Below are 25,175 nucleotides of genomic sequence, written 5' to 3'. Positions count from 1 at the left end.
ACACGGGAGGACCTTCCTGGAGAGCGGATACCTTGAGCAGTTCCACTCAACCGCGGGGGGTCCTCCTTCTCACGTCTACTCAGATCGTGTCGTCACAATCCCTCGACCAACCTGTCCGGTCAGTACAACTAGAGAGCAGGCGTCGCGAAGGAAGGCAGGCGTCGGGACGGGGCGCAGGCGTCGGGACGGGGGGGCAGGCGTCCGGACGGGGGGCAGGCGTCGGGACCGGGGCAGGCGCCAGGGCGTCAGCGGGGGACAGTGAGGAAGGCGGCCAACTCGTCGTCGGGGATGCCGTAGCAGTGCTCCGGCGCCGGGTAGGTGCCGTCGCGGACCTCCGCGGCGAACGTGGCCAGGCCCTCAACGGTCGCGGTGTGCAGGTCGGCGTAACGCTTGACGAAGCGCGCCGAGCCGCCCGACGACATGCCGAGCAGGTCGTGCAGCACGAGCACCTGACCGTCGACGGTGGGGCCGGCGCCGATGCCGATGACCACCGCCGTCATCGACCCCACGATCGTCTCCGCGACGGCCGCCGGGATCGCCTCGAACACGACGGCGAAGCACCCGGCATCCTGCAGGGCCAGCGCCTCGCCGGCCACGCGACGGGCGGACTCCGCGGTCCGGCCCTGCGCCTTGAAGCCGCCCAGTTCGGCCGCTGACTGCGGCGTCAGGCCCACGTGCCCCATGACCGGGATCCCCGCCGCGATGATCGCCCGCACCCGCGACACCGACCCGGGCCCTCCACCCTCCAGCTTGACGGCGTCGCAGCCCGCCTCGTCGACGAACCGGCGCGCGGTCGCGACGGCCTGCTCGTCGGAGTCCTCGTACGACCCGAACGGCAGGTCTCCCACCAGCAGCGGCGCCTGCAGTCCGCGGCGCACGGCGGCGGTGAGCATGAGCATCTCGTCGACGCTCACCTCATTGGTGTCGGGGTACCCGAGTACCGTCATCGCGCCGGAATCGCCGACGAGGACGATGTCGACGCCAGCCTCTTCAGCCGCCAGCGCGCCCGGGTAGTCGTAGGCAGTGACCATGACGATCTTCTCGCCGGCGCGCTTCTTCGCCGCGAGGGCGGCGAGGGTCACGGGCGCGGGGCCGTGGGCGGCGGTGCGGACCGGGGGTCGGGCGGACATCGGCGGCCTCAGCGCTGGTCGGGGAGCTCGGTGAGCAGCGTTGCGACCTCGGCGTCGACCTCGACGATCGCGTTCGTGCCGCGCTCGACGTGCACGACGACGGGTTCGTGCGACGCGATCTCCGGGCCCTCGTACTGGCCGTACGAGATGACGATGATGGTGTCGCCGCGGTGGACCAGGCGGGCCGCCGCACCGTTGACTTTCATCTGGCCCGAGCCGGGCTCGCCGGCGATGGTGTAGGTCTCGAACCGGGCGCCGTTGTCGACGTTGACGACGCTGACCTGCTCGTACTCGAGGATGTCGGCGGCTTTCAGCAGCTCGGGATCGATGGTGATCGAGCCGACGTAGTGCAGGTCGGCGTCGGTCACCGTGGCGCGGTGGATCTTGGACTTCAACATGATGCGCTGCATCAGGCCTCCTCGCGGGCGGGGATGGTCAGGTTGTCGATGAGCCGCACGTCGCCCACGTGGGCGGCGACGACGGCGAGGGTCGGGCGGGTGAGGTCGTCGGCCGGCGCGAACGTCGCGGGGTCGACGAGCGCGAGGTACTCCGGGTCAACGCCCTGCTGCCGCATGACGTCGGCGCCTCGTCGCTCGGCGTCGCGTGCGGCGGCGCCCCCAGACAGGGCCGCGGCGACGGCGTCGAGGCCGGCCTTGAGCGCGAGGGCCCGGGGCCGGTCCGCCGCGCTCAGCCGGACGTTGCGACTGGACATCGCCAGGCCGTCGGGTTCCCGGACGATCGGGACGACCGCGATCTCCACGGGCAACCCCAGATCAGCGACCAGCCGCCGCACAACCGCGACCTGCTGGGCGTCCTTCTGCCCGAAGTACGCCACGTCGGGCGCCACGGCGATGAGGAGCTTCGCGACGACGGTTGCGACGCCGTCGAAGTGGATGGCCCCCCGGTGCGCACCCTCGAGGGGCTCGCTGACGCCACGGACGCTGACGGTGGTGGCGTAGCCGTCGGGGTACATCTCGGCGGGGGAGGGCACGAAGAGGACGTCGGTGCCGGCGGATGCGGCGAGGTCGGCGTCGCGGGCCTCGTCGCGGGGGTAGGCCTCGAGGTCGCGGGCGTCGTTGAACTGCATCGGGTTGACGAAGACGCTTGTCACGACGGTATCGACGGCGGCGCGGGCCGCGCGGATGAGCGAGAGGTGCCCGTCGTGGAGGGCGCCCATGGTGGGGACGAAGCCGACGCGGCCGGCGTCGCGGAGGGCGGCGCGGAGCTCGGCTACGGTGCGGACGATCCTCATGCGGCGCCCCTTCCGGCGAGGCGGCCGGTGGCGGCCGCGAGGGTGTCGAACAGGTCCAGGTCCGCGGGGCTCACAGCTTCGACGGCGGCGCGCTGCCGGGCGACCGTCGCGGTGTCGCTCCGCGCGATCGGGCCGGTAAGGACCCGCGCGGCGCCGTGGGCCGCCCAGTTGTCGACGGTGGCACGCACCAGGGGGACGAGGGCCTGACGGGGGACGCCTGCGACGGCGGCGAGGCGCTCGGCCAGGTCCTCAACGGTGAGCAGGTAGTTCGACGCGACGGAGGCCGCCGCGTGGTAGGCGGGGCGGGCGCCGTCGTCGAGGGTGAACGGCAGCATGCCGAGCGAGGTGGCCAGGTCCTGCGCCGTGGCAAGGGCGTGGGCGGTGGTGCCCGCGACGCCCGCCGTCGCGCCGTCGAAGCGGGTGGGGGCGCCGGCGGGGATGGTCATCAGTGGGTGGAGGCCGAACGCCTCGTGCGGGGCCAGCGCGGTGAGCGGGGTGGCGCCCGAGCAGTGGCCCACGAGGACACCGTTTCGGGGAGGGAGGGCAGCGGCCGCCGTCGCGATCTCCCGGTCCGGTACGCAGAGGAGGACGACGTCGGCGCCGTCCGGGGCGGTGTCGCGGCCGAGGGGACCGTCGACGGTCCAGCCCGCGTCGCGGAGCGCCGGGACGAGCGCGGACCCCAGCCGGCCGCGGCCGACGACGGCGACCCGCGGGCGCGTCGGGGGAGTGTGCATCGCTTCTCCGAAAGCTGGGGGACGGGGTGTGGCAACTGTAGTTGAGGGTGGTTCGAGGGCAGCACCCATGTCCGGCGCAGTTCGCTCTCGGCGCCATCTGCGGGGTCCGGGAGGCAGTTCGATGGCGTGTCGTGCCGGTGAAGGTGGCGAGCGTGGCACCGCCGGCGGTGAAGACCATGCCGAGGTGCGCGACCGCGACGGTGAAGCCGCTGCCGGTCTTGGTGAAGGCGAGGTCCGCGGTGAGCTGCTGACCGAGCACCGCGATCATCGACGGCGTCGCGGTCGGTCTCAACAAGGGCTTCGTCGGCGTGGGCTCCAACCAGGCGCGCGGCAAGTTCGACAGCGTGTCCGTCGCGGTCCTGCCGCCGCAGATCACGCTGGACGTGACCGAGTCCTTCGACGACGGCCCGGGCCTGGTCGACGACGTGCAGACCGGGTCGTGGACCGCAGCCGACGGCGCCCTCACCGCGTCGGGCACCCCGACGGCACCATCAGGGCCGCAGTGATCGTCGGGGGGACGGCCACGGGGGAGCTGGTGTCGGTGGTGTGCAAGGACGTGGACTACGCGATCGTGGTCACGGACACGGCCGCGCCCACTCTGACCGACAACCAGTGCGCGCCGGCCCGGGGCAGCATCGGCTCCCCGTCGCCCTCACCCACCCCCGCTGGTTGAGCCCGCTGCGGCGCGAAGCGCCCCTTCCCGCTGGCTGAGGGTCCGTACCCGACACATACCACCGTTCCGACAGTTCCCCACCCGCCACGACCATCAGCGACGGCCCCGACAAGCGGTTACGCACCGCAAACCAGCCCCGATCCACCGGGTTAGAGCTGGGCGACGATTAAGAGGCTTTACGACACCGGTTCCTCTCGTACACCTTCCCGTCTTGCTCACCAGACACGGCCCATCCGGTAGTACTGGACCGTCCTGACTTTGTCACGGCTGCTCCCACCCACCCCAGGCGTTCCCCCAGGACAGGCTGCCGTCAGCTTCACTTGGCCGCTACGACGGCCAACCAATGCAGGTCTCCCACCTCCATCCGATACAACAGCGCCTCGTGGCGCACGATGTGTTCGTCGACGCCCAGTGAGGTGACGTCGGCGAAGCGGGTCTCGTCGTCGGCGGCGGTCTCAGCCTGCGGATCGCCGAGGGCGGCATCGCCGGTCTCGTCTACGACTTCTACAGCCTCGACGAGTTCAAGTTCATCGTTCTCGACGTCACGACCCAGACCGTGATCTTCGGGCACGTCACCCGAGGCTCGTGGTCCATCGACCAGACCGTCAGCCAGGTGCTCGTCGCGGGTGCCGACTACACGATGGTCGTGACCATCAAGGGCGCATCGGTGTCGTTGGAGCTGAACGGATCGTTCGTCCGGTCGATGGCGTACAGCGCGGCTCTGGCCGATGGCCGGGTCGGCTTGGTGGTGGGGTCCGCGACCGCGTCGTACGACTCCGTGCGGATCCGCACCGACGGCTGGACCGCGCCGGAGGGAACGGTGACCGAGCCCGTCCCGACGGATCCCGTGCCGGCCGACCCGGTGCCGACCGATCCCCTCCCGACGGATCCGGACCCGACCGACCCCGTGCCGACAGACCCGGAGCCGGAGCCGACAGAGCCGGTGCCGACAGAGCCGGTGCCGACGAAGCCCCCCAAGAAGAAGTGACCCTCCTGATCACTTGCCTCCGTGGTGGGGGAGCGGCCTGTAGCGTGAGCGCATGAAGGCCGTTGTGGGACTGGCGACGTCGATCCTCGCGTCGTGTGTCCTGATCGGCTGCACCTCCGCCCCGTCCTCCCCGCCCAGCCCGTCGCCCTCGCCGTCGCAGTCTCCGTCGTCGTCCGCATGGCCGGAGCGGCGGTGCCAGGATCTCGCGGCCACCGTCGGCGCGGCCCTCCAGCAGGTGGTGGACTCCTACGACGATCGCGCCGCCTCTCCCGCCCCGTCGCCGACCCCAACGCTCACCGCGACGCCCTCAGCCACCCCGACCGCCACGGTCCAGCCCGCCGAGGGCGACGAAATCCAGGACGCGCTGGCCGAGGTCCGCGACGCCGTTGAGGAGCGTCGCTGCGCGGCCGCCCAGATGCGCGCCGACGTCGACGCCGGCATCGACGACGTGAGGGCGGAATCACCGCTGGCGGAGGCGGTGCGGGCGCGTCTGGTCGCGGGACTCGACGGCCGGATCCCCGAACTGCCCGTGCGCCGGGCGGTGTTCCCCGACGAGGACCTGGCCACCGCACTCGCGGAGGTGCCGTCCGGATCGACGCTCCTGCTCAGCGAGGGGACCTTCACGCTCGCCCAACCGCTGGTCATCCTCAGCTCCGTCACGCTGCTCGGCGAGGGTGAGGAGGCCACCGTGCTGACGTCCGCCGCGCCGGAGGCAGCCATCCTCATCGCGACCGCGGAGCCCGTCACCCTCGACTCCCTCACGCTGAACCGCGACCCCGCGGTCCCCGGCTCCGGCGTCGTCGCGGGAGGGGCGGCCACGCTGGCGCTCGCGCACGTCACCGTGTCCGGCGGGCGCCCGGACGACACGGGCGGCGGAGCCGGGGTCATGCTCGTCGGCGGCGACAGCGAAGCGGAGCGTCGCACCACCTTCGAGGCCACCGACGTCACCCTCCGCGACAACGCCTGGGCGGGGCTCGCCGTCGCCGGCGCGCACCGCGTCAGCGTGACGGACGTCGACCTGATCGGAAACGGCGAGTGCGGCGTGTGCTTCCTCGGCGACTCCGACGGCTCCCTGTCGGGCGGGATCTTCTCGGGCAACACGGTGGGGATCGCGGTCGCGGAGTCGGCCCGGCCCACGCTGCTGGACCTGCGGATCGACGGCGGGGAGGTCGGCCTCCAGGTGGAGGGCGCCGCGGCCCCAGTGGTCGAGGGCGCCACCATCGCGGGGTCGAGCCGGGCAGCGGTGATCGTCGGCGGAACCGCCACCGGCGCGCTGGCAGGCGTCGTGTGCGAGGACGTCGACTTCGGGATCGTCGTCACGGACACCGCCGCCCCCACCCTCACCGACAACGAGTGCGCGTTGGCGCGGGGTCGCACCGGCTCGGAGTCGCCGTCGCCCACCCCGGGGGGATGACCGCATGCCCTACGTCGAGGAGATCCCCGCGGCCCGCTCCATCCGGCCGCTGCCCGCGTCCGTGACCGGCTTCGTCGGCGCCTGCGACGCCGGGCCCGTTGACACCCCGGTCGTCGTGACCAGCGACGGGGAGTACCACGCCATCTTCGGCCCCACCCTGGACCCCGGGCGGCCCCTCGGACACGCCGTCGACCTGTTCTTCGTCAACGGCGGCACGCGGTTGACGGTGGTGCGGGCGGCGTCGCCTGCCCCGGATCATCTCGTCCCGGGCGCGGGAGGAGGGGTCCACGCACTGGCCGACTCCGGCATCACGGTCCTCGCGGTCCCAGGCCTGACGGCGGACCACCACCTCCAGGTGAGCACCGCCCTCGCCCTCTGCGCGTCCTGGCGCGCCGTGCTCGTCCTCGACCTCCCGCCCGGACCATTCAACGACGGCGCGGGCGCGGCCGCACGCCAGACCGGCCCACACCGGGAGCGCGCGGCGGTGTACCATCCCTGGCTCGTTACTGGCGGGGTCGCGGTCCCGCCATCGGGCGTTGTCGCGGGCGTGATCGCGCGCACCGACGCGGAGCGCGGGTTCTGGAAGGCGCCGGCCGGTGTCTCGCTTCACGGGTTGGACGGTTTCACGGAGGCGCTCGACGACGTCGCCAACGAGGCGCTGGTCCAGGCCGGGGTCAATGCGATGCGCGAGTTCCCCGGCCGGGGGCGGCTGGTGTGGGGCGCGCGGACGCTCGCAGGGGCCGACAGCGCGGAGCCAGCCCGTCGCTACCTCCCGATGCGGCGGCTCACCGACCACGTGCTCGGTTCGCTGGCCGCGGGCCTGGAGTTCGTCGTGTTCGAGCCCAACGAGGCCCCTCTCTGGCTGCTCGTCAAGCAGCTCGTAGAGAGCTTCCTCAACGAGCTGTGGCGGGCCGGAGCGTTCCCAGGTGACCGGCCCCAGGACGCCTACGGGGCGCGGTGCGGGCTCGGCGAGACGATGACTCACGCGGACCTGCAGGACGGCCGGCTGGTGGTGGAGATCTACCTCGCGACCATGCGGCCGGCCGAGTTCGACGTTCACCGGTTGACCTTCCAGACCCAGGGGTAGCCATGTCGTATCCGTCGCAGCGGGCCGTGGCCGCAGTCGTCGCGATCGCCGACCCCGTGGTCCGCAACACCGCCATCACCGCCTGTTACCGCGACCTGGCGCTCGCCGTCGCGGACCTCACGGGCCGCAGCGACGTCAACTGGCTGGCGTTCGGGGCGTGGGCCAGCGCCTCGGCAGGCCGCGTCATCCGCAGGGAAGGGCTGCCGCTCGGGCTGGACCCCGGCGCCTCGGGTGCGGTCGCGGAGGGCAACCGGACGATCATCGCCGACGTCGCACCCCGATTCGTGCGGTGGCTCGACGAGGTGTCCCGGGCAGGTAGGCCCACCCGGACGGCGCTGGAGGTGGCGGTCGCGGACCCGCTGTTCGACGACGCCCCCGACCTCGGCGCGGCGATGGCGGCCTACCAGTCCGCGCTCGAGTTGCGGGCCCTCGCGGCGGCCGAGGAACTGGACGAGGAGGCAGACCGGGCGGTCGCGGAGCTGATGCTGTTGGGCAACGTGCGGGTGGCGGCGCACGAGCAGTGGATCGCGGACGCGCTGATCGACGACGCGATGCCGTTGGGTGGGCTGTTCGGGCGGATCGTGACCAGGTTCGTGGACGTGGTCACCCCCGACGGGCCCCTCGATGTGTGCCGTGAGGTGCCCGCGCCGTCGTATCTGGGCGGCGCGCGATTCCCGGCAGTCCTGGAGCACCTGCGGCAGGTGGAGCTGTGTGAGCTCGCGGCGCGGTTCGACCATGCGGTCGCTGGGGAGGTGGTGGGGAGCGAGGCGACGACGTGGGAGTGCTACGAGGAGCGGATGGGGTTCATCTTCGCGTTCTTTCGGGCATACGCGCGCGACGCCCGCTTCTTCGACGCCCCGCCCGCCCCCGCTAATTGAGGTCGCACCTGCACCGTTCGCTGAGGTCGCGCCCCCCGTTCGCTGAGGTCGCGCCCGACGGCGGAGCCGTCCGGGCGAGTCTCGAAGCCGACGCCGCAGGCGTCGATCCCCCGAGCGCAGCACGGATAGCAGCCAAACTCGGGCTCGGGGGCGGTTGAGGGCGTTCATGGCGAAGTTCGACGGCGTGTCGTGCTGGTGTCGGCGGCCCGCTCGCTGAGGTCGCGCCCACCCGTTCGCTGAGGTCGCGCCCGACGGCGGAGCACCCGGGCGAGTCTCGAAGCCGACGCCGTAGGCGTCGATCCCTCAACCCCGTCCGCTGCTGGTGTGGGGAGCCGTGACCCGACGCTCGGGCGGCACTTGTGGACGGGTGGTCTGTTCAGGTGACCGACTGGCTGGGGTTGAGTAGCCGAGGCCGCCCGAGCGTCGGTTCCCGTCTCCCCACACTGGTTCGGGCGGTGGCGTGGCCGGGTTCGGGGGCGTGCCGGTGGGGCGGCCTTGGGTCGGGTTGGTCTGGGCGGGACGCCAGTTGGGTGATCGTCGGGTTGGGCATCACTGCGCATTGCCGCCCCACCGTCCCACCCCCTCGCGGACCCGCTGGCTGAGGTCGCGCCGACCCCGTTCGCTGAGGTCGCGACCACTCGTTCGCTGAGGTCGCGCCCGACGGCGGAGCCGTCCGGGCGAGTCTCGAAGCCGACGCCGTAGGCGTCGATCTCCTGACCACCGCTCCTGAGGTTGAGCCGGCATCGTTCGCTGAGGTCGCGCCCGACGGCGGAGCCGTCCGGGCGAGTCTCGAAGCCGACGCCGCAGGCGTCGATCCGTGACCGAACCGCCGATCAGAAATTGTCAGTGGCCCCGGCAAGAATAGTTCACATGAGTGATTCGATGCGCGAGCAGATGCAGCGATCCATCGCTGCACTCTGGGACGCCGCGCTGTCACTTACCACCGACGACACCCCAGCAGACCGCCTCTCCGGCCTCGTCGCCGCGGTCACCGAAGCCGAAGCCCAGCTCGCCGGACTCCGCCTCCACCTGCTCCATGAGGCGAAACTCGCCGCCGCGGAGGCCGTGATCGACGGGGTGCGGCAGTCGGTGCGCACCACCCCCGCCCAAGCCACCGCGAGCCTCCGGCTCGCGCAGGACCTGTGCGACCGCTTCCCGCTGATCGGCGCAGCCTTGAACGACGGCTCGATTTCGTTGGCGCAGGCCGACGCCATCGTCGCCGGTCTGCGGAAGCTGCCCGGGCGATTGACCCGGGCGGAGCTGACGCGCTGCGAGGAGGAGATCCTCGCCCACGTCGACACCCTCGGCCCGTCCGAGTTGCGAGTGTTGGCGGCGCGTCTGGTGGAGATCATCGACCCGGACGCATCGGACGCGGATGACGCGAAGCGCTTGGCGCGGGAGGAAGCGGCGGCGCATCGGGGCAGGTTCCTGCGCCTGGCGCCGGACTACCACGGGTCGATGAGCATCACCGGACAGTTGCCGGTCGCGGATGCGGCACTGTTGACCGCGCAGTTGGACGCGCTGATGCCCGACGCCTCCGGCTGCACCGCCGCCGGTGAGGCCGCGTCACGGGACGCGCGTCGCGCGGATGCGCTGGTCCTGCTGACCCAGAAAGCCGCCAACACCGGAACGCTGCCCAGGCATGGTGGGGATCGGCCGCAGGTGCACGTCACCCTCGACCTCGACACCCTCACCACCGGCCTCGGAAAGGTCGGCTTGATCGGTGTCGACGACGTCGACGGCCTGTCCGCCGGCGAAGTGCGCCGCCTGGCCTGTGACGCCGGGATCATCCCCGTCGTGTTGGGCGGGCCATCCCGGCTGCTGGATGTCGGGCGCACCTACCGCACGTTCACTCCCGGCCTGCGTACTGCTTTGCTGCAGCGCGACGGTGGGTGCGCGTTCCCCGGCTGCACCGCCACCCCGGCCTGCTGTGAGGCGCATCACATCGTCCCCTGGTGGCAGGGCGGGGACACCCGGCTAGGAAACGGGGTACTGCTCTGCCCGCACCATCACCGCCTGGTGGAACCGGATCCTCTGCAGTCGGAGCAATCGCAGTGGCGGGTGGATCTGGATCCGGTGACCGGGCTGCCGTGGTTCACCCCACCCCGACACATCGACCCCGCCCGACGACCACGGCAACACCGACGCTTCCGACTCCAACAGATCCGCGCCGGGGCACCACCGGGCCCAGACGACGACCCGCCAGACACCGACCCACCTGACGTCGACCATCCCGAGACGGAGTCGTCAGCCGCCGACCGGTCGGTCCTGGGCGACCTCATTCGCCGCTCCGCCGCCATCTGGGGCGACGGCACCTGACCCGCACCCAGGGGGATCGACGCCTACGGCGTCGGCTTCGAGACTCGCCCGGACGGCTCCGCCGTCGGGCGCGACATAAGCGAACGGGTGGCGCGACCTCAGCGAGCGGGGGGTCGCGACCTCAGCGTCGCTGGGGATTCCCGCGAGGGGGTGGGACGTTGGGGCGGCAATGCGCAGTGATGCCCAACCCGAGGGTCACCCAGCTGGCGTCCCGCCTAGACGAACCTGTGCCAGGGCCGCCCCGCCGGGCCGCCACCGGACCCAGCCACGCCACGGGTGCAACCAGTGGGGGGAGACGGGACCCGACGCTCGGGCGGCCTCGACTGCTCAACCCCAGCCAGTCGGTCAGCCGAACAGGGCACCCGGCGTCAAGGGCCGCCCGAGCGTCGGGTCACGGCTCCCCACACCCTCAGAGGATGGGGTTGGGAGATCGCCGCCTGCGGCGTCGGCTTCGAGACTCACCCGGACGGCTCCGCCGTCGGGCGCGACCTCAGCGAACGGGAAGGCGTCGGCTTCGAGACTCGCCCGGGTGCTGCGCACCGGGCGCGACCTCAGCGAACGGATAGGCGCGACCTCAGCGAACGGGCGAGCGCGACCTCAGCGAACGGATAGGCGCGACCTCAGGAACCGGCGGGGCCGCTGCTCCCCACACACGGGATCAAGTGTGAATGTCAGTCCAGGAGTATCGTGGAATGGGTTCCCTGGAGGGCATCATGAGCACCGCGACTCACCCCACATCCACGCCCACCCACGGCCCCAGCGCCCGCGAGGCCCGCACCGTTGCGGAGGCGGCACGACAAACCGAGTGGACGAAGCCCAGCTTCGGCAAGGAGCTCTTCCTCGGCAGGCTGCGGCTGGACCTCATCGAGCCTTGGCCCACACCCAGCCCGGAGGCCAAGGCGAAAGGCGAGCCGTACCTCAAGCGGGTCGAGGACGTGTGCCGCCGAATCGACGGCGCCCGCATCGAGCGCGATGCCAGCATCCCCGACGAGACGTTCGCCGAGCTCGCCGACATCGGCGCCTTCGGGATGAAGGTTCCCGAGCCGTACGGAGGTCAGGGTCTGAGCCAGTACTACTTCAACAAGGCGCTCACGCTGATCGGGTCGGCCAACCCCGCGGTCGCCGCGACGCTCTCCGCGCACCAGTCCATCGGCGTGCCCCAACCGGTCAAGATGTTCGGCACCACCGCCCAGAAGGACGAGTACCTCCCGCGGGTGGCCGCCGATGAGATCTCCGCCTTCCTGTTGACGGAGCCCGACGTCGGATCGGATCCCGCCCGCCTCGCCACCACAGCCACGCTCGACGGCGACTCCTACGTCCTCGACGGCGTGAAGCTCTGGGCCACCAACGGCACCATCGCCAGCCTCTACGTCGTGCTCGCCCGCGTTCCGGCCACCGCCGACAAGAGGGGCGGCATCACCGCGTTCGTCGTCGAGGCGGACTCGCCCGGCATCACCGTCGAGCGGCGCAACGCGTTCGTCGGTCTCCGCGGGATCGAGAACGCGCTCATCCGCTTCCATCAGGTGCGGGTCCCCGCGGACAATGTGCTGGGCGCCGTCGGCAAGGGCTTGAAGATCGCGCTGGCCACGCTCAACACCGGCCGGCTGTCGCTGCCCGCCATGTGCGTGGGGGCGGCGAAGTGGTCGCTGCACGTGGCGCGCGGCTGGGCGGGGGAGCGGGTCCAGTGGGGTCAGCGCGTGGGAGACCACGAGGCCATCGCCACCCGCATCGCGTTCATCGCGGCCACCACGTACGGCATGGAGTCGATGCTCGATCTGGCCAGCATGTTGGCCGACGACGACGCCAACGACATCCGCATCGAGGCCGCCCTGGTGAAGCTGTATGCCTCCGAGATGGGGTGGCGCGTCGTCGACGACCTCGTCCAGATCCGCGGAGGCCGTGGGTACGAGACGGCCGAGTCGCTGGCGGCGCGCGGTGAACGTCCCGCGGAAGTTGAGCAACTCATGCGCGACATGCGCATCAATCGCATCTTCGAGGGATCCACCGAGATCATGCACCTCCTCATCGCCCGCGAGGCCGTCGACGTCCACCTCGAGGTGGCCGGCGAGATCATCGACCCGGAGGCGTCCACGCGTGCGCGGGCGGAGGCCGTGGCGCGGGCGTCGGCCTTCTATGCCAGGTGGCTGCCGATGCTCGCTGTCGGCGCGGGGACGGTACCCGGGGCATACCGCGAGCACGGACCGCTGGCGGAGCATCTGCGCTACGTCGAGCGTGCCGCCCGCCGTCTCGCCAGGGCGACCTTCGCCGGGATGGCACGCTGGCAAGGCAGGTTGGAGCATCGACAGGCGTACCTGGGCCGGATCGTCGACATCGGCGCCGAGTTGTTCGCGATAGCCGCGTCGTGCGTGCGGGCCACCGCCGAGCGCGACTCCCATCCCGACGGCGTGGAACTCGCGGCCGCGTTCTGCGAGCAGGCACGGGTACGGGTGGACGCGCTGTTCGGTGAGCTGTGGCACAACTCGGACCGCAGCGATCGCCGCCTGGCACGTCGCGTGCTGGACGGACACCACACGTCGCTCGAGGAGGGAGTCCTGCACATCGCCGACGATCTGCCGTGGGTCGCGGCCTGGACCCCCGGGCCCTCGACCGCCGAGGACGTCCGACGTCGGGTCCCCCGCCCGACCTGACGGTCGCTGAGCCCAGGAAGCCACGCCGCCATTAGTCCGCCCAGGACGCAGCCGAGCCGGCCGGGCTGCAATCAGCTCGGCCGGCTCGTGCCGACTGAATCAGGCCGCGGCACCGAGAAGGCGCGTGCACGCCTCCTCGCACTTCCGGCACGCCTCGGCGCAGATCCTGCAGTGCTCATGCATGTCGGCGTGCCGCTCGCACTCGGTGGCGCATGCGGAGCATGCCGCGACGCACGCGCGCAGCACGGCGTCCACGACGGCGTCGTCGCCGGCCACTCGGCGGGCGACGACCCGCTCGGCGGTGGCGCAGACGTCCGCGCAGTCCTGGTTCAGCCGGATGCAGGCGCGCAGGTCAGCGACCATGTCCTCCGCCAGGCAGGCATCGGCGCACAGCGTGCACACCTGGGCACACTCGGCCAAGGCGGCGAGCGCATCGCCCACCGCGGAGACATCGGGGGTGGTGATCGGGTGGCTTCGCAGCATCTCGAGATGCATCGTTTTCTCCTCCTCACTGAGTTGGGGGTCCGGTCGGGCCCCACCTCTTCCCCGTACCCCCCTTCCGTTCCCCGAAACCCGATCCGGCCCGGCCCGCGCACATAGCATGGCGACATGTCCCGCACCGCAGCGTTCGTCGTCGACCTGCCCGCTTCCTGCCCGCCGGACGAGGCGCTGCGCCGGGTACTGGATCTCCGCGCCCACTCCCGCCTCATCCCGCTCACCACGGTCACGCCGGCGGTGGCCCCGGACGGGCTCGCGACAGGACTCACATTCGTGGGCCGAACCGCCGTCGGACGGGTGGGTTTCGACGATCCGATGCGGATCCTGTCACTCTCCTTTGATCCTCCCGCGGCGCGCATCGTCAAGGAGGGTCGCATCATCGCCGGCGCCATCAACATCACCGTCACCCCCGCCGCGACCGGCAGCCGCGTCCGGTGGGAGCAGACGGTCGAGATCCCCTGGCTGCCGCGATCCCTCCAGCCCGTCGCCGCCCGGATACTGCGCGAGGGATACCGCAGAATGCTGTCTAAACTGCTGGACGGCGGGTAATGATGGGTCATGGAGTCGATGACGTCTGTCTGGTTCGCCACCCATCCCGCGCCGCACGTCGCAGCCCGGCCGTTCCCTGAGGGGAGCCGCTTCGACACGGTCGTCGCCGGCGCCGGCCTGACCGGTCTCGCCACCGCGGCGCTCCTCGCCCGCGCCGGGCACCGGGTCGCTGTCGTCGAGGCCCGCAGCGTCGGTGCCGTCGCCACGGGGAACACCACCGCGAAGGTGTCGCTGCTGCAGGGCAGCACCTTGTCGGACATCCGGTCTCATCAGAGTGACGAGGTGCTGGCCGCGTACGTCGACGGCAACCGCGAGGCCCAGGCGTGGCTCGCGCGCTTCCTGGAGGAGCGCGACATCGAGTTCCAGCGCCGCACCGCCTACACGTTCGCCTTCGGGGGCGACGGCGTGAGCACGCTCGAGGACGAGCTCGCGGCCTGCCGCGCCGCCGGGCTGACCGGCGTCACGTGGACCACCGACACCGGGCTGCCCTTCGACGTCTCCGGTGCACTCGCCCTGCCCGACCAGCTGCAGATTCATCCGCTGGTCGTGCTCGACGCTCTCCTCGAGGACCTTGTCGAGCACGGTGGGGTCGTCATCGAGGGCGTCCGGGTCACCGACGCCGAGGTGGACTCCTCGGTGAACGTGAGCACCACCGCGGGCGGCCTCGAGGCCGACCAGCTGATCCTCGCCACCGGCACCCCGATCCTGGACCGCGGGGGCTATTTCGCGAAGCTGGAGCCGCACCGCTCCTACGCCACCACCTACCGGGTCCCGGGCGCCATCCCGCAGGGGATGTACCTGAGCGTCGACGGCCCCGGCCGGTCGCTGCGGACGGTGCCCGTCGTCGACGGGGAACTTCTCATGGTCGGCGGCAACGGGCACGTCGTGGGCCGGACAGACTCCGAGGCCGCCGCCGTCGCCGACCTGCGGCGGTGGACCGCCGAGCACTTCCCGGGCGCCGAGCCCACTCACGCCTGGTCCGCGCAGGACTACCGGGCCGTGGATCGCGTCCCCTACGTCGGTGAGCTTCCGCGCGGGGAGGGCCGCATCTTCGTGGCGACGGGGTACAACAAGTGGGGCATGACCAACGGGGTCGCGGCCGCGCTGATGCTGAGCGGCCGGCTGCTCGACGGATCGATGCCGTGGGCCGACGTGCTCGCCGAGCGCACGCCGACGTCGTCCACGCTGCTCAGCGCGCTGGCGCCGAATGCCAAGGTGGCCGCCACGCTCGCGAAGGATTGGGTGCAGGCCGAGGTGGGTGGGCTGCCCGACGAGCCGCCGGCCGAGGGTGAGGGGGTCGTGGGCCGCGGGCCGCGCGGCGTCCCCGAGGCCGTCTCCACCGTCGACGGCGTCACCTGCCGGGTGTCCGGCATCTGCACGCACCTCGGCGGGGTGGTCCGATGGAACGACGCGGAGAAGTCGTGGGACTGCCCGCTGCACGGGTCGCGGTTCGCGCCCGACGGCGCGCTCCTCGAGGGCCCGGCCGTGGCCGACCTCCCGGGCGTCGAGTGACCCGCTCGCGCTCAAGGCGGAAAGGTGCGATGCCCTAAGGAGTGCGTGCCGCCCGCCAGGCATGGCGCATAGGGCAGATGCCTGATGTGGCCGGGCCCCCTTAGGGCGCACTGTTGGGTCATGGCCCCGTCGGGGGGACGAGCCAAAGGAGCCCAGCAATGTCGCAACTCGACGTCAACCTCGCATCAACTGTGTACCGCGACCGCGCCGACGGCGTGGCCATGGACGCGGAGGTGCGCAGAATCATCGCCGAACGCAACCGCCTCGCCGAGCCCGGCCCGGATCATCACTGGTCCTGGTGGGAGGGCGTGATGGACGTCTTCCGCGGCATGCGGCTCCCCGGGCATCACACCGCCCTCAGCGGGACCTGACCCGCGTGCCAGGGCCGCGTCGGCGCACCCTGGTGGGGGCGTGGTCCCTGTGACACCATGAGGTATGACGGACTCCTCGGTCAGCCCGTTCATAGTCGGCAGAGCCCCAGAGCTGGTGCGTCTGCACGACATCTTCGCCGCATCCAGGCGCAACACCCCCAGGGGCGTCGTTGTGACCGGCGAGGCGGGAATCGGCAAAACCCGCCTGCTGCGTGAGTTCGCCGACCAACTGCGCCCTGACGCGGCCGTTGCCGTCGGTCAGTGCGTCGACCTCGGCGCCCTCGGGACGCCGTTCGAGCCCGTCCGCGACGCGCTACGCGACCTGGTGCAGGACTTCGGGGCCGACTCCTTCCGCGATGCCGTCGGGGATGAACACCTCGCGACGCTTACGACACTTCTCCCGGAATTGGGCGACGGAGCAACAGACGCACCTGCCCGCGACCGGATGCATGAGGCCGTCAGGGGAGCCCTGGTGGGCCTCTCGCGGGTCACCCCCATTCTCGTGGTGCTGGAGGATCTGCACTGGGCCGACGCCGCCACGCTGGACCTGCTGCGAGGGGTCGTGGGGCGCATCCGCGAGGGTCGCATCATGCTCGCGCTCAGCTGCCGCACCGACGGCGTGTCGCGCGCCACGCCGCTGCGGACCTTCCTGGTTGAGCTGGAGCGGATGCGCCACGTCTTCCGCCTCGAACTGAGCCGACTGGACCGGGCCGAGGTCGCCGCGCAGGTCGCGCACATCCGGGGTCGGGACGACGCCGTCGACATCGATGAGCTCCTGCGCCGCAGCGACGGTGTGCCGTTCCTGGTCGAGGAGTTGCTTGCGCTCGAGGGCCGAGCTCTGCCGGAGTCGCTGCGCGATGTGGTGCTGGCCCGTTATGACTCGGTGAGCGAGGGGGCACAGGCGATGCTGCGGATGGCCGCGGTGGGCGGGCTGTCGGTCACGCATCGCCTGCTCGAGGCCGTGTACGACCGCAGCAGCGCCGAGCTGGACTCGGCTCTCCGGGAAGCAATCGCCGCGAACATCCTCACGACGCAGTCTGCCTCCTACTCCTTCCGGCACGCGCTGACCCAGGAGGCCGTCGAAGGGCAGGTGCTGCCGGGCGAGCGTGCCCGGTTCCACGCCCGGTATGCGGAGGCCCTCGAAGCGGCGGGGGAGCCGGGAACCGCGGCGCAGATTGCGCACCACTGGGCAGCCGTGGGGGACGTGCGGCGGGCGTTCACGGCGCTGGTGCAGGCCACACGCGACGCCAAGGCGACGGCGGCCCTCGCCAGCGCGGCCCGGTTCGGGGAGCAGGTCCTCGACCTCTGGCCCGAGGTGGAGGATGCGGCCACCCTGGTCGGCAGCGATCGGGTCGACTTCGTCCTCGAGGTCGCGGCCTCCTATATGGAGACGGCGGACCCGCGGTCTCTCGCCCTGCTGCAGCGCGAACTCGGCCGCTGCGACCCCGACGACCACCGCAGCCGGGCGTTGCTCCTGCATGAGCAGACCATCTTCGCGCAGGGTCTCGGGCTGCCGGGGATCTGCGACCTCGCGGAGGCTGCCTATGCCGAACTGCGTCCGGACACCGACGACCTCGATCGGCTGGCCCGGGTGCGGGTGACCTGCGGTCTCGGCATCGTGCAGGCCTTCTACGGGGACGCCGAGGTGGGGTGGAGTCGGCTCCACGAGGCCCTGGACGGAGCCAGGAGCCTCCTTGACCGTGGACCGCCGGAACCCATCGCGTCCAAGGCCAGAGCTGAGCTGGTCAGGGTGCTCACGTCCATCGCCTCCATCCGTGGCGCCGCGGGCGACGTCGACGCGGCCCTCGACGGTTTGGCGGAGGCCATGGCCATGGACGACGACCCGGTCAACGTGCTGCGCGCCGCTGGGTTGCGCCTTGAGCTGTTGCGGCTCGTCGGGCGGCACCGCGAAGCCCTGGAGGAGGGTCGGGCCGCCCTCGGCCTCGCACGGGACACCTGGAAGCAGCGCAGCTGGGGCAGCGCGATCTCGTTGCACGTCATGAACATCCACATCGATCTGGGCAACCTGGCGGAGGCCGAACGCGTGGGGCAGGCCCTCATCGCGCTGGGACCCTGGGCTTTCGTCAGCGGCTACTGCCGACTCGCGCAGGCCGACATCCTCCGTCTCCGTGATCAGGCCGTCGCCGCGGACGAGCTGCTGGCCCGGCATGCCGAGGCGATCGACGGCGCCCGACGGAGTTCCACGGGGGCCTTGACCGCGGCGCGGACGGTGGGCGCCGTCGCTCTCGCGCTGGGTGATCTCCCGCGGGCCTGGACTCAGGTTGAGCAGGTTTGGGCGGCTCCACGGAATGTTGCCAGCCGCGCCGCGCTCAGGCTGCTGGTGCTGGGTGCCGAGGTACTCGCAGCGCTGCGCCGCGATCATGCTGAGGTCCTGCTCGCGGGCGAACCGGCGCCCTACCCCGACGCCGAGGCGACGCTGCGCGAGGCCTTGGACCGGCTCAGCATCTGGGAGGTCGCGGGTGACTGGCGAGCCATGGTCGACGCCCGGCTCTCCGGGCCCGCCGGCACCGGGACGGACCTGGCCGCGTGGCGGGCAGCTGTCGAGGCGGCGGCCCGCGGACGGGTCCCCGCTCAGTATCACTCGGACGCGCTGTACCGCCTCGGGGAGGCCGAACTGCTGGCCGGAGAGCGCGGGGAGGCCGCCCTCACCCTGGGCGCCGCTGCCGACTGGGCGGAGCGGATCGAGGATCTCTTCACGCTGCGCAGGGTGAGAGACGTGCTGGCCCGGGCCCACATGCTCGACGCACCGGCCCGCACCTCTGCCGCCGGCCTTGTTCCGCATCTCACCGACCGGGAACGGCAGGTCCTCCGGCTGGTCGCGGAGGGCCTCACCAATCGCCAGATCGGGCGTCGGCTGTTCATCAGCGAGAAGACCGCCAGCGTCCACGTGTCTGCCATCCTGCGCAAGCTCGGGGTCGCCAGCCGGACGGAAGCCGCGGTGCTCGCAGCCCAGGTGCCCGACGAGTAGCCCGAACTCTGGGGCCGGCCGTGGCCGCTCTGCCGGAGCGGAGGACTAGCCGCGGGCCGCGGCAGGCCGGCGCCGCGACGCGCCGAGCGCCTCGGGCCCGAACCGGACGGCCAGGGCCGCGCCGACGACGACCACGGCGGCCACCGCCGCCGCGATGCCGGTGGGCAGCGATTCAGGGGCGTCCGTGATCCGGCCGACCGCGATCCAGCTCAGGCCCCACGCCATGGCCGCCGCGACGGCGAGCCGCCCGCCGAGGGTGCGGGCGAGGATCACCCCGAGCACCGCCGCCACCACGAGCACCGCGACCGCGAAGAACTCCGAGGCGGGGCGGCCGGGGTCCACGCCCGCCGCGACGAGGGTCGCGGTGATGTTCGCGATGGTGGCCACCGACACCCAGCCGAGGTAGAGCCCGAAGGTGCCGTCGACGACGACGCGCTCGGCGTCGATCCACCCGCGGGACGACCGGGGCGCGATCACCGTCAGCCGTCGCACCAGCGTCCCCAGCACCAGCGCGAGCGCGACGATCACGACGACGCTCAGCCACAGCTGGCCGACCTGGGTCACCAGCAGCCAGGAGGCGTTGAGCACCATCGACCACGCGGCGAGCCACCCGATGGCCCTGGCGCGAGGGGTGGCCGCGTTGGCCGGCAGCCACTGCCACACCACGTAGGCGATGAGCCCCATGTAGATGACCGACCAGATCGAGAACGCGCTCACCGCCGGGGCGACGAGCGTGGCGGTCGCGGAGAGGCTGCCGCCGGCGCTCTCCTCGACGCGAGTGCCGATCACCCCGATCCCGAACAGGGACCCGATGATCATGAACACCGCGCTGGCGGTGACGACCACCTGTCGGATGCGGTCGGTGGTGCTGGTCATGGGAGCCCCTCTCATCAAGCTTGAACAAAGCTTATACAACATCGTCTCGTTTGGGAAGCGACCCGCGGTGCCAATGAGGAGCGGCTGGCCGACGTCAAGGCGCACTACGACCCGGCCCATCTCTTCCGATCCCGAACGCCTCGCGCGACGGTGAGCCGACACTCATAGCGGCGCAGCAGGACGGGCACAGACACCCCACAGATTCGGCTGGCGGAATGTACTCACCACCACCCGCCGATCCGAGGAGTTCCCCGTGTCCACCACCGCCCTGCTGTATCTGGCCAACGTCGCCGCCATCGCGATCCTCACGCTGGGGCTCTACTTCCCCCGCCACGGGCGCCGCGACCTCGTCGTGGCCTACCTCGGCGTCAACCTCGGCATCATGGCGGTCAGCTCCGTGCTCCTGTCGACGGCGGTCGGCGCGGGCCTGGGCCTCGGGCTCTTCGGCGTCCTGTCGATCATCCGACTACGGTCCGACGAACTCGCTCAGCACGAGATCGCCTACTACTTCTCCGCGCTGGCTCTCGGCCTGCTGAGCGGCCTTGGCTCCGAGCCCGTCATGGCGCTCAGCCTCATGGCCACGGTGCTCGCAGCCATGTTCGTCGCTGACCATCCGCTGCTCCTGCGCGGCTACCTCCGCGAGGTCGTCGTCGTCGATCGCGCCCTCACCGACCGGGCTGCCCTGGTGGACTATCTGGAGGGCCGCCTCGGCGGCACTGTCAAACACCTCGCCGTCCAGCGGCTCGACTTCGTCAATGACACCACCACCGTCGATGTCCGCTACCGCGCCGCCTCCCGCCGCCCGGCCCTGGCGGTGGCCCGATGAGCATCGCCGTCGTCGATCGCGCCCCGGTCACGCTCGACGACCTCAACCGGGCCGCCGCGCTCCTGACGCGGGTCGACCGCAAGTACGTCCTCGCCGCCAGCGCAGCCGACGCCGTGCTCGCCGCGCTGCCGCATGCGACCCGGGTCCTCGAGATCGACGGCGCACGCACGTTCGCCTACCGCTCCACGTACTTCGACACCCCCGACCTCGCCTGCTACCTGGGCACGGCACACCGCAGACGGCGCCGCTACAAGGTGCGCACCCGCACCTACGTCGACAGCGGCGAGTGCTTCCTGGAGGTCAAAACCCGGCGCGGCGACGCCACGGTCAAGCGACGCCTCCCGTGGTCGGGGCCGGCCGACAGGATCGACGCCGATGGACTGGGCTTCGTCGACGGCGCCCTCTCCGAGGACCGGATCCAACTCGACGGCGCCCTCACACCCACCCTCGACGTCGACTACCTGCGCACCACGCTGCTCATGCCCGACGGCGCCTCCCGCGCCACCGTCGACTCTGCGCTGACATGGCGCGACAGGGCCACCGGCCGCACCCGCACCGCGCCCGGCGTCGTGATCGTCGAGACCAAGTCCGGCGCCGGGCCCTCGTCCGCCGACCACGTGCTCTGGCGGCGCGGACACCGACCCGTCGCCGTGTCCAAGTACGCCACCGGACTCGCCGCCCTGCGCCCGAGCCTCCCGCACAACCGGTGGCACCGGCTCCTGAGCCGGGCCGACCTCGCCGCCTGACCATCCGGACGAACAAAGGAAACCCACAGTGAAACCCCGATCCATCCTCGTCAGCCTGTCCTCGCTCGCCGTCGGCGCCCTCCTCGTCGGCTGCGGCGCCACCGGAGTGGAGAGCACGGCCGCGGCCGGTACCGTCTCCGCCGCCTCATCCGCGTCGACGTCCGCCGCGACCGTCACGACCGCCACTGGGAACGCGGCGCTCACCGTCGACGAGGCGCGTGCCGCGAACGCGACCCCGGACGCCGCCGACACCACGTGGGAGGCCGCGTCCGCCACGACCGTCACGCTCACCGGCGACTCCGCTGCCGTCGAGGGTGGGGGCGCCACCGTCGACGGCGCCACCGTCACGATCACCACCGGCGGGACCTACGTCCTCACGGGCACCCTCGACGGGCAGGTCGTCGTGGACTCCGCCTCCGACGACGAGGTGAAGCTCGTCCTCTCCGGCGCCGACATCACGTCCGGCACCGGACCGGCGATCTCGGTCGTGGACGCGGGCGAGGCGGTGGTCGTCCTTGCCGAGGGCAGCACCAACTCCCTCACCGACGCCGCGACCTATGCCGACACCGGCGAGAACGCTCCCAACGCCGCGCTCTACTCCACGTCCGACCTCACCATCGGCGGCGCCGGCTCGCTCACCGTCACGGGCCGCAGCCAGGACGGCATCGCCAGCGTCGACGGCCTGGTGATCAGCGGCGGCACCCTGTCGGTCGAGGCGGCCGACGACGGCATCCGCGGCAAGGACCACCTCGCCGTCACGGGCGGCGCCGTCACGGTCGACGCCGGCGGCGACGCGCTGAAGTCGACCAACGACACCGAGGCCGATTCGGGCTTCATCGACATCTCCGGCGGGACGCTGACCCTCAGCGCCGGCACGGACGGCTTCGACGCCGCCACCGACGTCATCATCTCCGGCGGGGCCGTCCAGGTCGACGCGCTCGACGACGGCGTCCACGCCGAGTTCAGCCTCGTCATCGGCGGCGGCGACGTCACCGTGACCCGCTCCTACGAGGGCCTCGAGGCGCAGTACCTCGCCCTGACCGGCGGCACGGTCGAGATCACGGCCGAGGACGACGGCCTGAACGTCTCCGCGGGCTCGACGACCTCCGACACCGCCCCGCAGATGGGCGGAGGGCCGGGCGGCGGCGTCGTCGACGGGCTGGCGCTCGTCACCGGCGGCAGCCTGACCATCGACGCCGGTGGCGACGGGTTCGACTCCAACGGCAGCGCGGAGATCGCGGGCGGGACCGTCGTCGTGCACGGGCCGCTCACCGACGGCAACGGCGCGCTCGACGTCAACGGCACGTTCCTCGTGACCGGCGGGACGCTGTTGGCGGTCGGCTCGGCCGGGATGGCGGAGGCCCCGGACGCCGAGTCGACACAGGGCTGGATCCAGGCGCAGACGTCGGGTCCGGCCGGGGCGACGATCCAGATCCTCTCGGGCTCTGACGTCGTCGCCGAGTTCACCGCTGCGAAGGACTTCGCCAACGTCGTCTACTCCGGAGCGGGGATCGCCGCCGGTGAGGAGTACGCGATCGTCGTCGACGGCCAGTCCACGACGGCGACGGCCGGCACCGCGACCGGCGGCATGGGCGGCGGTGGGCGCGGCCCGCGCCGCTGACCCGCCTCAGCCGGCGGACGACCAGACGTCCGGGGACACCCGGACGTCTGCGCCCGTCCGGGCCGACTCCTCGATCGCCAGCCCCAGCGCGTGGTCCTGGCATGCGTCGGCCAGGGGATAGGGCGCCGGGCCGTGGCCCCGGGCCCAGGCGCCGGTGTCGGCGAGGATCTGCGCCACCGCGATGTCGTCCTCCGACATCCGCGACCCCGCCCAGGCGTTGCGGTACACCACGGACCCCTCGAACGACACCGACACCAGGTCGTTGCCCTCCAGGTTGAGGTCGACGCCGGTGCGGCGGTAGGACAGCGGCGACACGACGACGTCGCCGTCGGCCCAGCGCCGCACCACGTCGTCGGCGATCTCCCCGTGCGTGCCGCGCACGACGATCCGCCGCGACAACAGGGGGTTCCACCACTGGTTCTCGACGAAGTCATACAGGCCCATCCGCCCCTCGCCGAAGTCGATGGTCGCGATGGTGGTGCTCCGCGACACCGGGCGCGGATCCTCCGCCCACCCGGCGGGGGACAGCGGGTCGGTCAGCGGCGCCGCGAACGACCGCGCGGTCACCGTCGCTGCCGCCATGCCCACGCCGAGGAGCCCGCGGATCATCGACGTCGCGTGGTACAGGTGAGTGGAGGCGACCTGCACCGACGTCGGCGTTCCGATCGCCCCAGAGGCCACGACGGCGGCGCGGGCCGCGTGCCCGGGCATCAGCAGGTACTGCTCGGCCACCTGCACGAGACCCGAGTCCCCGACCGCGGCCCACAGCGCGCGCAACCCGTCGAGGGTCGGGGCCGGCGGCGTCTCCGCGAGCACGCGGGCGCCGCGCTCCACGAGGCCGGCCACGACCGTCGGCATCGCCTCCCACGTCACGGCCGCGACGACGAACTCCGGGGCGTGGGCCAGGGCGTCGTCGAGCGTGCGGACCACGGGGATGCCCGGCCAGTCGGCGGCCAGCCGCGCGGCCGAGGAGTCGGAGTGCGCCACGAGCGCGACCACGCGGAGCCGCTCGGGCGCGGCCGCGGCGAGCCGCAGCATGAAGCGGGTGCGCCATCCCGATCCGACGATGGCGAATCGGACCGGCTCAGTGGGCGTCGGCATGGGACTTCTTCCGCGGGATGAGGTGCATGACGACCACGGCGATGGCACCCACGATGATGCCGAGCAGCGCGGAGGCGAGCGTGTTGACCAGCCAGCCGACGAACCCGCCGGCCGCCTCGGTGGCCGCGACCTCCCAGTGGTGCACCAGGTCGTACATGGGCGTCCAGCCGAGGTCGTGGATGCCGACCAGCAGGATGTGGCCGCCGACCCACAGCATCGCGGCGATGCCCACCGTGGAGAGCACCTTCATGACGATCGGCATGGCCTTGACCAGCAGCTCGCCGAGGCGCTTGGTCGACGGGTTCGCCGCCATGTGCAGGCCCGCGTCGTCCATCTTCACGATGAGCGCGACGGCGCCGTAGACGAGTGCGGTGATGCCGATCGCGACGACGACGAGGGTCAGCGCCCGCATCCAGAAGCCGACGTCGGCGATCTCGTTGAGCGAGATCACCATGATCTCGGCCGACAGGATGAAGTCGGTGCGGATGGCCCCGCTCACCATGGTGTCCTCGTGGTTGGGGCCCTTGATCGCGGCGGGGGCCTCCTTGACCTTCGAGTGGCCGCTGACGGCCTCCCAGATCTTTTCGGCCCCCTCGTACGAGAGATAGAGGCCGCCGAGCATCAGGAGGGGGGTGAGCAGCCAGGGCAGGAACTGGCTGAGCAGCAGGATGGCGGGGAGGATGAACAGCAGCTTGTTGCGGAGCGACCCCTTGGCGATCTTCCAGATCACCGGCAGCTCGCGGTCCGGGGTGAAGCCGTCGACGTAGCGCGGCGTCACGGCCGCGTCATCGACCACCACACCCATCGCCTTGGTCGACGCCTTACCCGCCGCTGCGGCGATGTCGTCGACGGAGGCCGCCGCGGCCCGGGCGATGGCCGCCACGTCGTCGAGTAGTGCTGCAAGGCCGCCGGCCATGGGGTTCCCCTCTCACCTGATACCGGGACGAGTCTAGGGTCCCCTCT

25 protein-coding genes are annotated in these 25,175 nt (G+C 71.9%); 16 read left to right on the top strand and 9 right to left on the bottom strand.

All coding sequences use genetic code 11. The features are described 5' to 3' along the window. Positions 1-245: 245 nt before the first annotated feature. From panB to BCR15_RS11790, 4 genes are read right to left on the bottom strand one after another with little or no spacing between them, the layout of a single operon-like run. A complete protein-coding gene (gene panB / locus BCR15_RS11805; RefSeq protein WP_068752400.1) occupies positions 246-1,130 on the bottom strand; it encodes a 3-methyl-2-oxobutanoate hydroxymethyltransferase in 885 nt (294 codons plus the stop codon). Between the two features lie 8 nt (positions 1,131-1,138). After that, positions 1,139-1,540 carry an aspartate 1-decarboxylase gene (gene panD, locus BCR15_RS11800; RefSeq protein ID WP_068752399.1) on the bottom strand — a complete coding sequence of 134 codons (402 nt, stop codon included), beginning with the start codon at positions 1,538-1,540 and terminating at the stop codon, positions 1,139-1,141. Continuing rightward, complete coding sequence (panC, locus tag BCR15_RS11795; protein WP_068752398.1) at positions 1,540-2,382, bottom strand: pantoate--beta-alanine ligase; 843 nt, start codon at positions 2,380-2,382, stop codon at positions 1,540-1,542. The genes panD and panC overlap by 1 nt, the downstream gene beginning before the upstream one ends. Further along, positions 2,379-3,116 carry a Rossmann-like and DUF2520 domain-containing protein gene (locus BCR15_RS11790; RefSeq protein ID WP_068752397.1) on the bottom strand — a complete coding sequence of 246 codons (738 nt, stop codon included), beginning with the start codon at positions 3,114-3,116 and terminating at the stop codon, positions 2,379-2,381. Before BCR15_RS11790 ends, panC begins: the two co-directional genes overlap by 4 nt. A 308-nt stretch (positions 3,117-3,424) precedes the next feature. Here BCR15_RS11790 and BCR15_RS11785 point away from each other — a divergent pair, with 308 nt between their 5' ends. Beyond that, a complete protein-coding gene (locus tag BCR15_RS11785; RefSeq protein WP_068752396.1) occupies positions 3,425-3,622 on the top strand; it encodes a hypothetical protein in 198 nt (65 codons plus the stop codon). Then, positions 3,619-3,789, top strand: coding sequence for a hypothetical protein (locus BCR15_RS14990; protein ID WP_153302385.1), 171 nt, complete (start codon positions 3,619-3,621; stop codon positions 3,787-3,789). The genes BCR15_RS11785 and BCR15_RS14990 overlap by 4 nt, the downstream gene beginning before the upstream one ends. 316 nt (positions 3,790-4,105) lie before the next feature. Here BCR15_RS14990 and BCR15_RS11780 read toward each other — a convergent pair whose 3' ends face one another. Beyond that, positions 4,106-4,360 carry a hypothetical protein gene (locus tag BCR15_RS11780; RefSeq protein WP_068752395.1) on the bottom strand — a complete coding sequence of 85 codons (255 nt, stop codon included), beginning with the start codon at positions 4,358-4,360 and terminating at the stop codon, positions 4,106-4,108. Here BCR15_RS11780 and BCR15_RS14985 point away from each other — a divergent pair. From BCR15_RS14985 to BCR15_RS11745, 6 genes are all read left to right on the top strand, one after another. Then, positions 4,346-4,777, top strand: a complete 432-nt coding sequence (locus BCR15_RS14985) for a hypothetical protein (RefSeq protein ID WP_176715245.1) — start codon at positions 4,346-4,348, stop codon at positions 4,775-4,777. The genes BCR15_RS11780 and BCR15_RS14985 overlap by 15 nt on opposite strands. 52 nt (positions 4,778-4,829) lie before the next feature. Beyond that, complete coding sequence (locus BCR15_RS11765; protein WP_141680124.1) at positions 4,830-6,191, top strand: right-handed parallel beta-helix repeat-containing protein; 1,362 nt, start codon at positions 4,830-4,832, stop codon at positions 6,189-6,191. A gap of 4 nt (positions 6,192-6,195) precedes the next feature. Beyond that, positions 6,196-7,278, top strand: a complete 1,083-nt coding sequence (locus BCR15_RS11760) for a phage tail sheath family protein (protein WP_068752391.1) — start codon at positions 6,196-6,198, stop codon at positions 7,276-7,278. A 2-nt stretch (positions 7,279-7,280) separates the two neighbouring features. Continuing rightward, on the top strand, positions 7,281-8,156 hold the full coding sequence (locus tag BCR15_RS11755) for a hypothetical protein (protein ID WP_068752390.1): 876 nt from the start codon (positions 7,281-7,283) through the stop codon (positions 8,154-8,156). A gap of 870 nt (positions 8,157-9,026) precedes the next feature. Next, complete coding sequence (locus BCR15_RS11750) at positions 9,027-10,475, top strand: HNH endonuclease signature motif containing protein (RefSeq protein WP_068752389.1); 1,449 nt, start codon at positions 9,027-9,029, stop codon at positions 10,473-10,475. Between the two features lie 713 nt (positions 10,476-11,188). After that, on the top strand, positions 11,189-13,123 hold the full coding sequence (locus BCR15_RS11745; RefSeq protein ID WP_068752421.1) for an acyl-CoA dehydrogenase family protein: 1,935 nt from the start codon (positions 11,189-11,191) through the stop codon (positions 13,121-13,123). A 99-nt stretch (positions 13,124-13,222) separates the two neighbouring features. Here the strand turns inward: BCR15_RS11745 and BCR15_RS11740 are convergent, their stop codons facing one another. Next, a complete protein-coding gene (locus BCR15_RS11740; RefSeq protein WP_068752388.1) occupies positions 13,223-13,618 on the bottom strand; it encodes a four-helix bundle copper-binding protein in 396 nt (131 codons plus the stop codon). A 114-nt stretch (positions 13,619-13,732) separates the two neighbouring features. On the opposite strand from BCR15_RS11740, the gene BCR15_RS11735 reads away from it, so the two are divergent. The 4 genes from BCR15_RS11735 to BCR15_RS11720 all read left to right on the top strand — a co-directional run bounded on the left by BCR15_RS11735 (position 13,733) and on the right by BCR15_RS11720 (position 19,042). Next, positions 13,733-14,170 (top strand): SRPBCC family protein, encoded by a 438-nt coding sequence (locus BCR15_RS11735; protein ID WP_068752387.1) that lies wholly within the window; start codon positions 13,733-13,735, stop codon positions 14,168-14,170. 9 nt (positions 14,171-14,179) lie between these two features. Then, positions 14,180-15,682 carry an FAD-dependent oxidoreductase gene (locus BCR15_RS11730; protein ID WP_068752386.1) on the top strand — a complete coding sequence of 501 codons (1,503 nt, stop codon included), beginning with the start codon at positions 14,180-14,182 and terminating at the stop codon, positions 15,680-15,682. 158 nt (positions 15,683-15,840) lie between these two features. Then, a complete protein-coding gene (locus tag BCR15_RS11725; protein WP_068752385.1) occupies positions 15,841-16,053 on the top strand; it encodes a hypothetical protein in 213 nt (70 codons plus the stop codon). Between the two features lie 64 nt (positions 16,054-16,117). Next, positions 16,118-19,042 (top strand): helix-turn-helix transcriptional regulator, encoded by a 2,925-nt coding sequence (locus tag BCR15_RS11720; RefSeq protein ID WP_078919844.1) that lies wholly within the window; start codon positions 16,118-16,120, stop codon positions 19,040-19,042. A 45-nt stretch (positions 19,043-19,087) separates the two neighbouring features. Here BCR15_RS11720 and BCR15_RS11715 read toward each other — a convergent pair whose 3' ends face one another. Then, on the bottom strand, positions 19,088-19,918 hold the full coding sequence (locus BCR15_RS11715) for a TspO-related membrane protein (protein ID WP_068752383.1): 831 nt from the start codon (positions 19,916-19,918) through the stop codon (positions 19,088-19,090). A 33-nt stretch (positions 19,919-19,951) separates the two neighbouring features. Here BCR15_RS11715 and BCR15_RS15500 point away from each other — a divergent pair, with 33 nt between their 5' ends. The 4 genes from BCR15_RS15500 to BCR15_RS11700 all read left to right on the top strand — a co-directional run bounded on the left by BCR15_RS15500 (position 19,952) and on the right by BCR15_RS11700 (position 23,111). Next, positions 19,952-20,086, top strand: a complete 135-nt coding sequence (locus tag BCR15_RS15500; RefSeq protein WP_078920437.1) for a BBE domain-containing protein — start codon at positions 19,952-19,954, stop codon at positions 20,084-20,086. An 85-nt stretch (positions 20,087-20,171) separates the two neighbouring features. Continuing rightward, on the top strand, positions 20,172-20,744 hold the full coding sequence (locus tag BCR15_RS11710; protein ID WP_083196606.1) for a DUF4956 domain-containing protein: 573 nt from the start codon (positions 20,172-20,174) through the stop codon (positions 20,742-20,744). Continuing rightward, a complete protein-coding gene (locus BCR15_RS11705; protein WP_068752382.1) occupies positions 20,741-21,490 on the top strand; it encodes a polyphosphate polymerase domain-containing protein in 750 nt (249 codons plus the stop codon). Before BCR15_RS11710 ends, BCR15_RS11705 begins: the two co-directional genes overlap by 4 nt. Before the next feature lie 28 nt (positions 21,491-21,518). Continuing rightward, positions 21,519-23,111 carry a carbohydrate-binding domain-containing protein gene (locus tag BCR15_RS11700; protein WP_068752381.1) on the top strand — a complete coding sequence of 531 codons (1,593 nt, stop codon included), beginning with the start codon at positions 21,519-21,521 and terminating at the stop codon, positions 23,109-23,111. A gap of 6 nt (positions 23,112-23,117) precedes the next feature. Here the strand turns inward: BCR15_RS11700 and BCR15_RS11695 are convergent, their stop codons facing one another. Both BCR15_RS11695 and BCR15_RS11690 read right to left on the bottom strand, forming a co-directional pair. Continuing rightward, positions 23,118-24,212, bottom strand: coding sequence for a Gfo/Idh/MocA family protein (locus BCR15_RS11695; protein ID WP_068752380.1), 1,095 nt, complete (start codon positions 24,210-24,212; stop codon positions 23,118-23,120). Next, complete coding sequence (locus BCR15_RS11690; RefSeq protein WP_068752379.1) at positions 24,196-25,128, bottom strand: DUF808 domain-containing protein; 933 nt, start codon at positions 25,126-25,128, stop codon at positions 24,196-24,198. Before BCR15_RS11690 ends, BCR15_RS11695 begins: the two co-directional genes overlap by 17 nt. Between the last annotated feature and the right edge of the window lie 47 nt (positions 25,129-25,175).

It is taken from the genome of Tessaracoccus lapidicaptus, assembly GCF_001693815.1.
Taxonomy (GTDB): Bacteria; Actinomycetota; Actinomycetes; order Propionibacteriales; family Propionibacteriaceae; genus Arachnia; species Arachnia lapidicapta.
The sequence above is the reverse complement of the archived record's forward strand: the minus strand, read 5'-3'. Positions and strand labels throughout refer to the sequence as shown.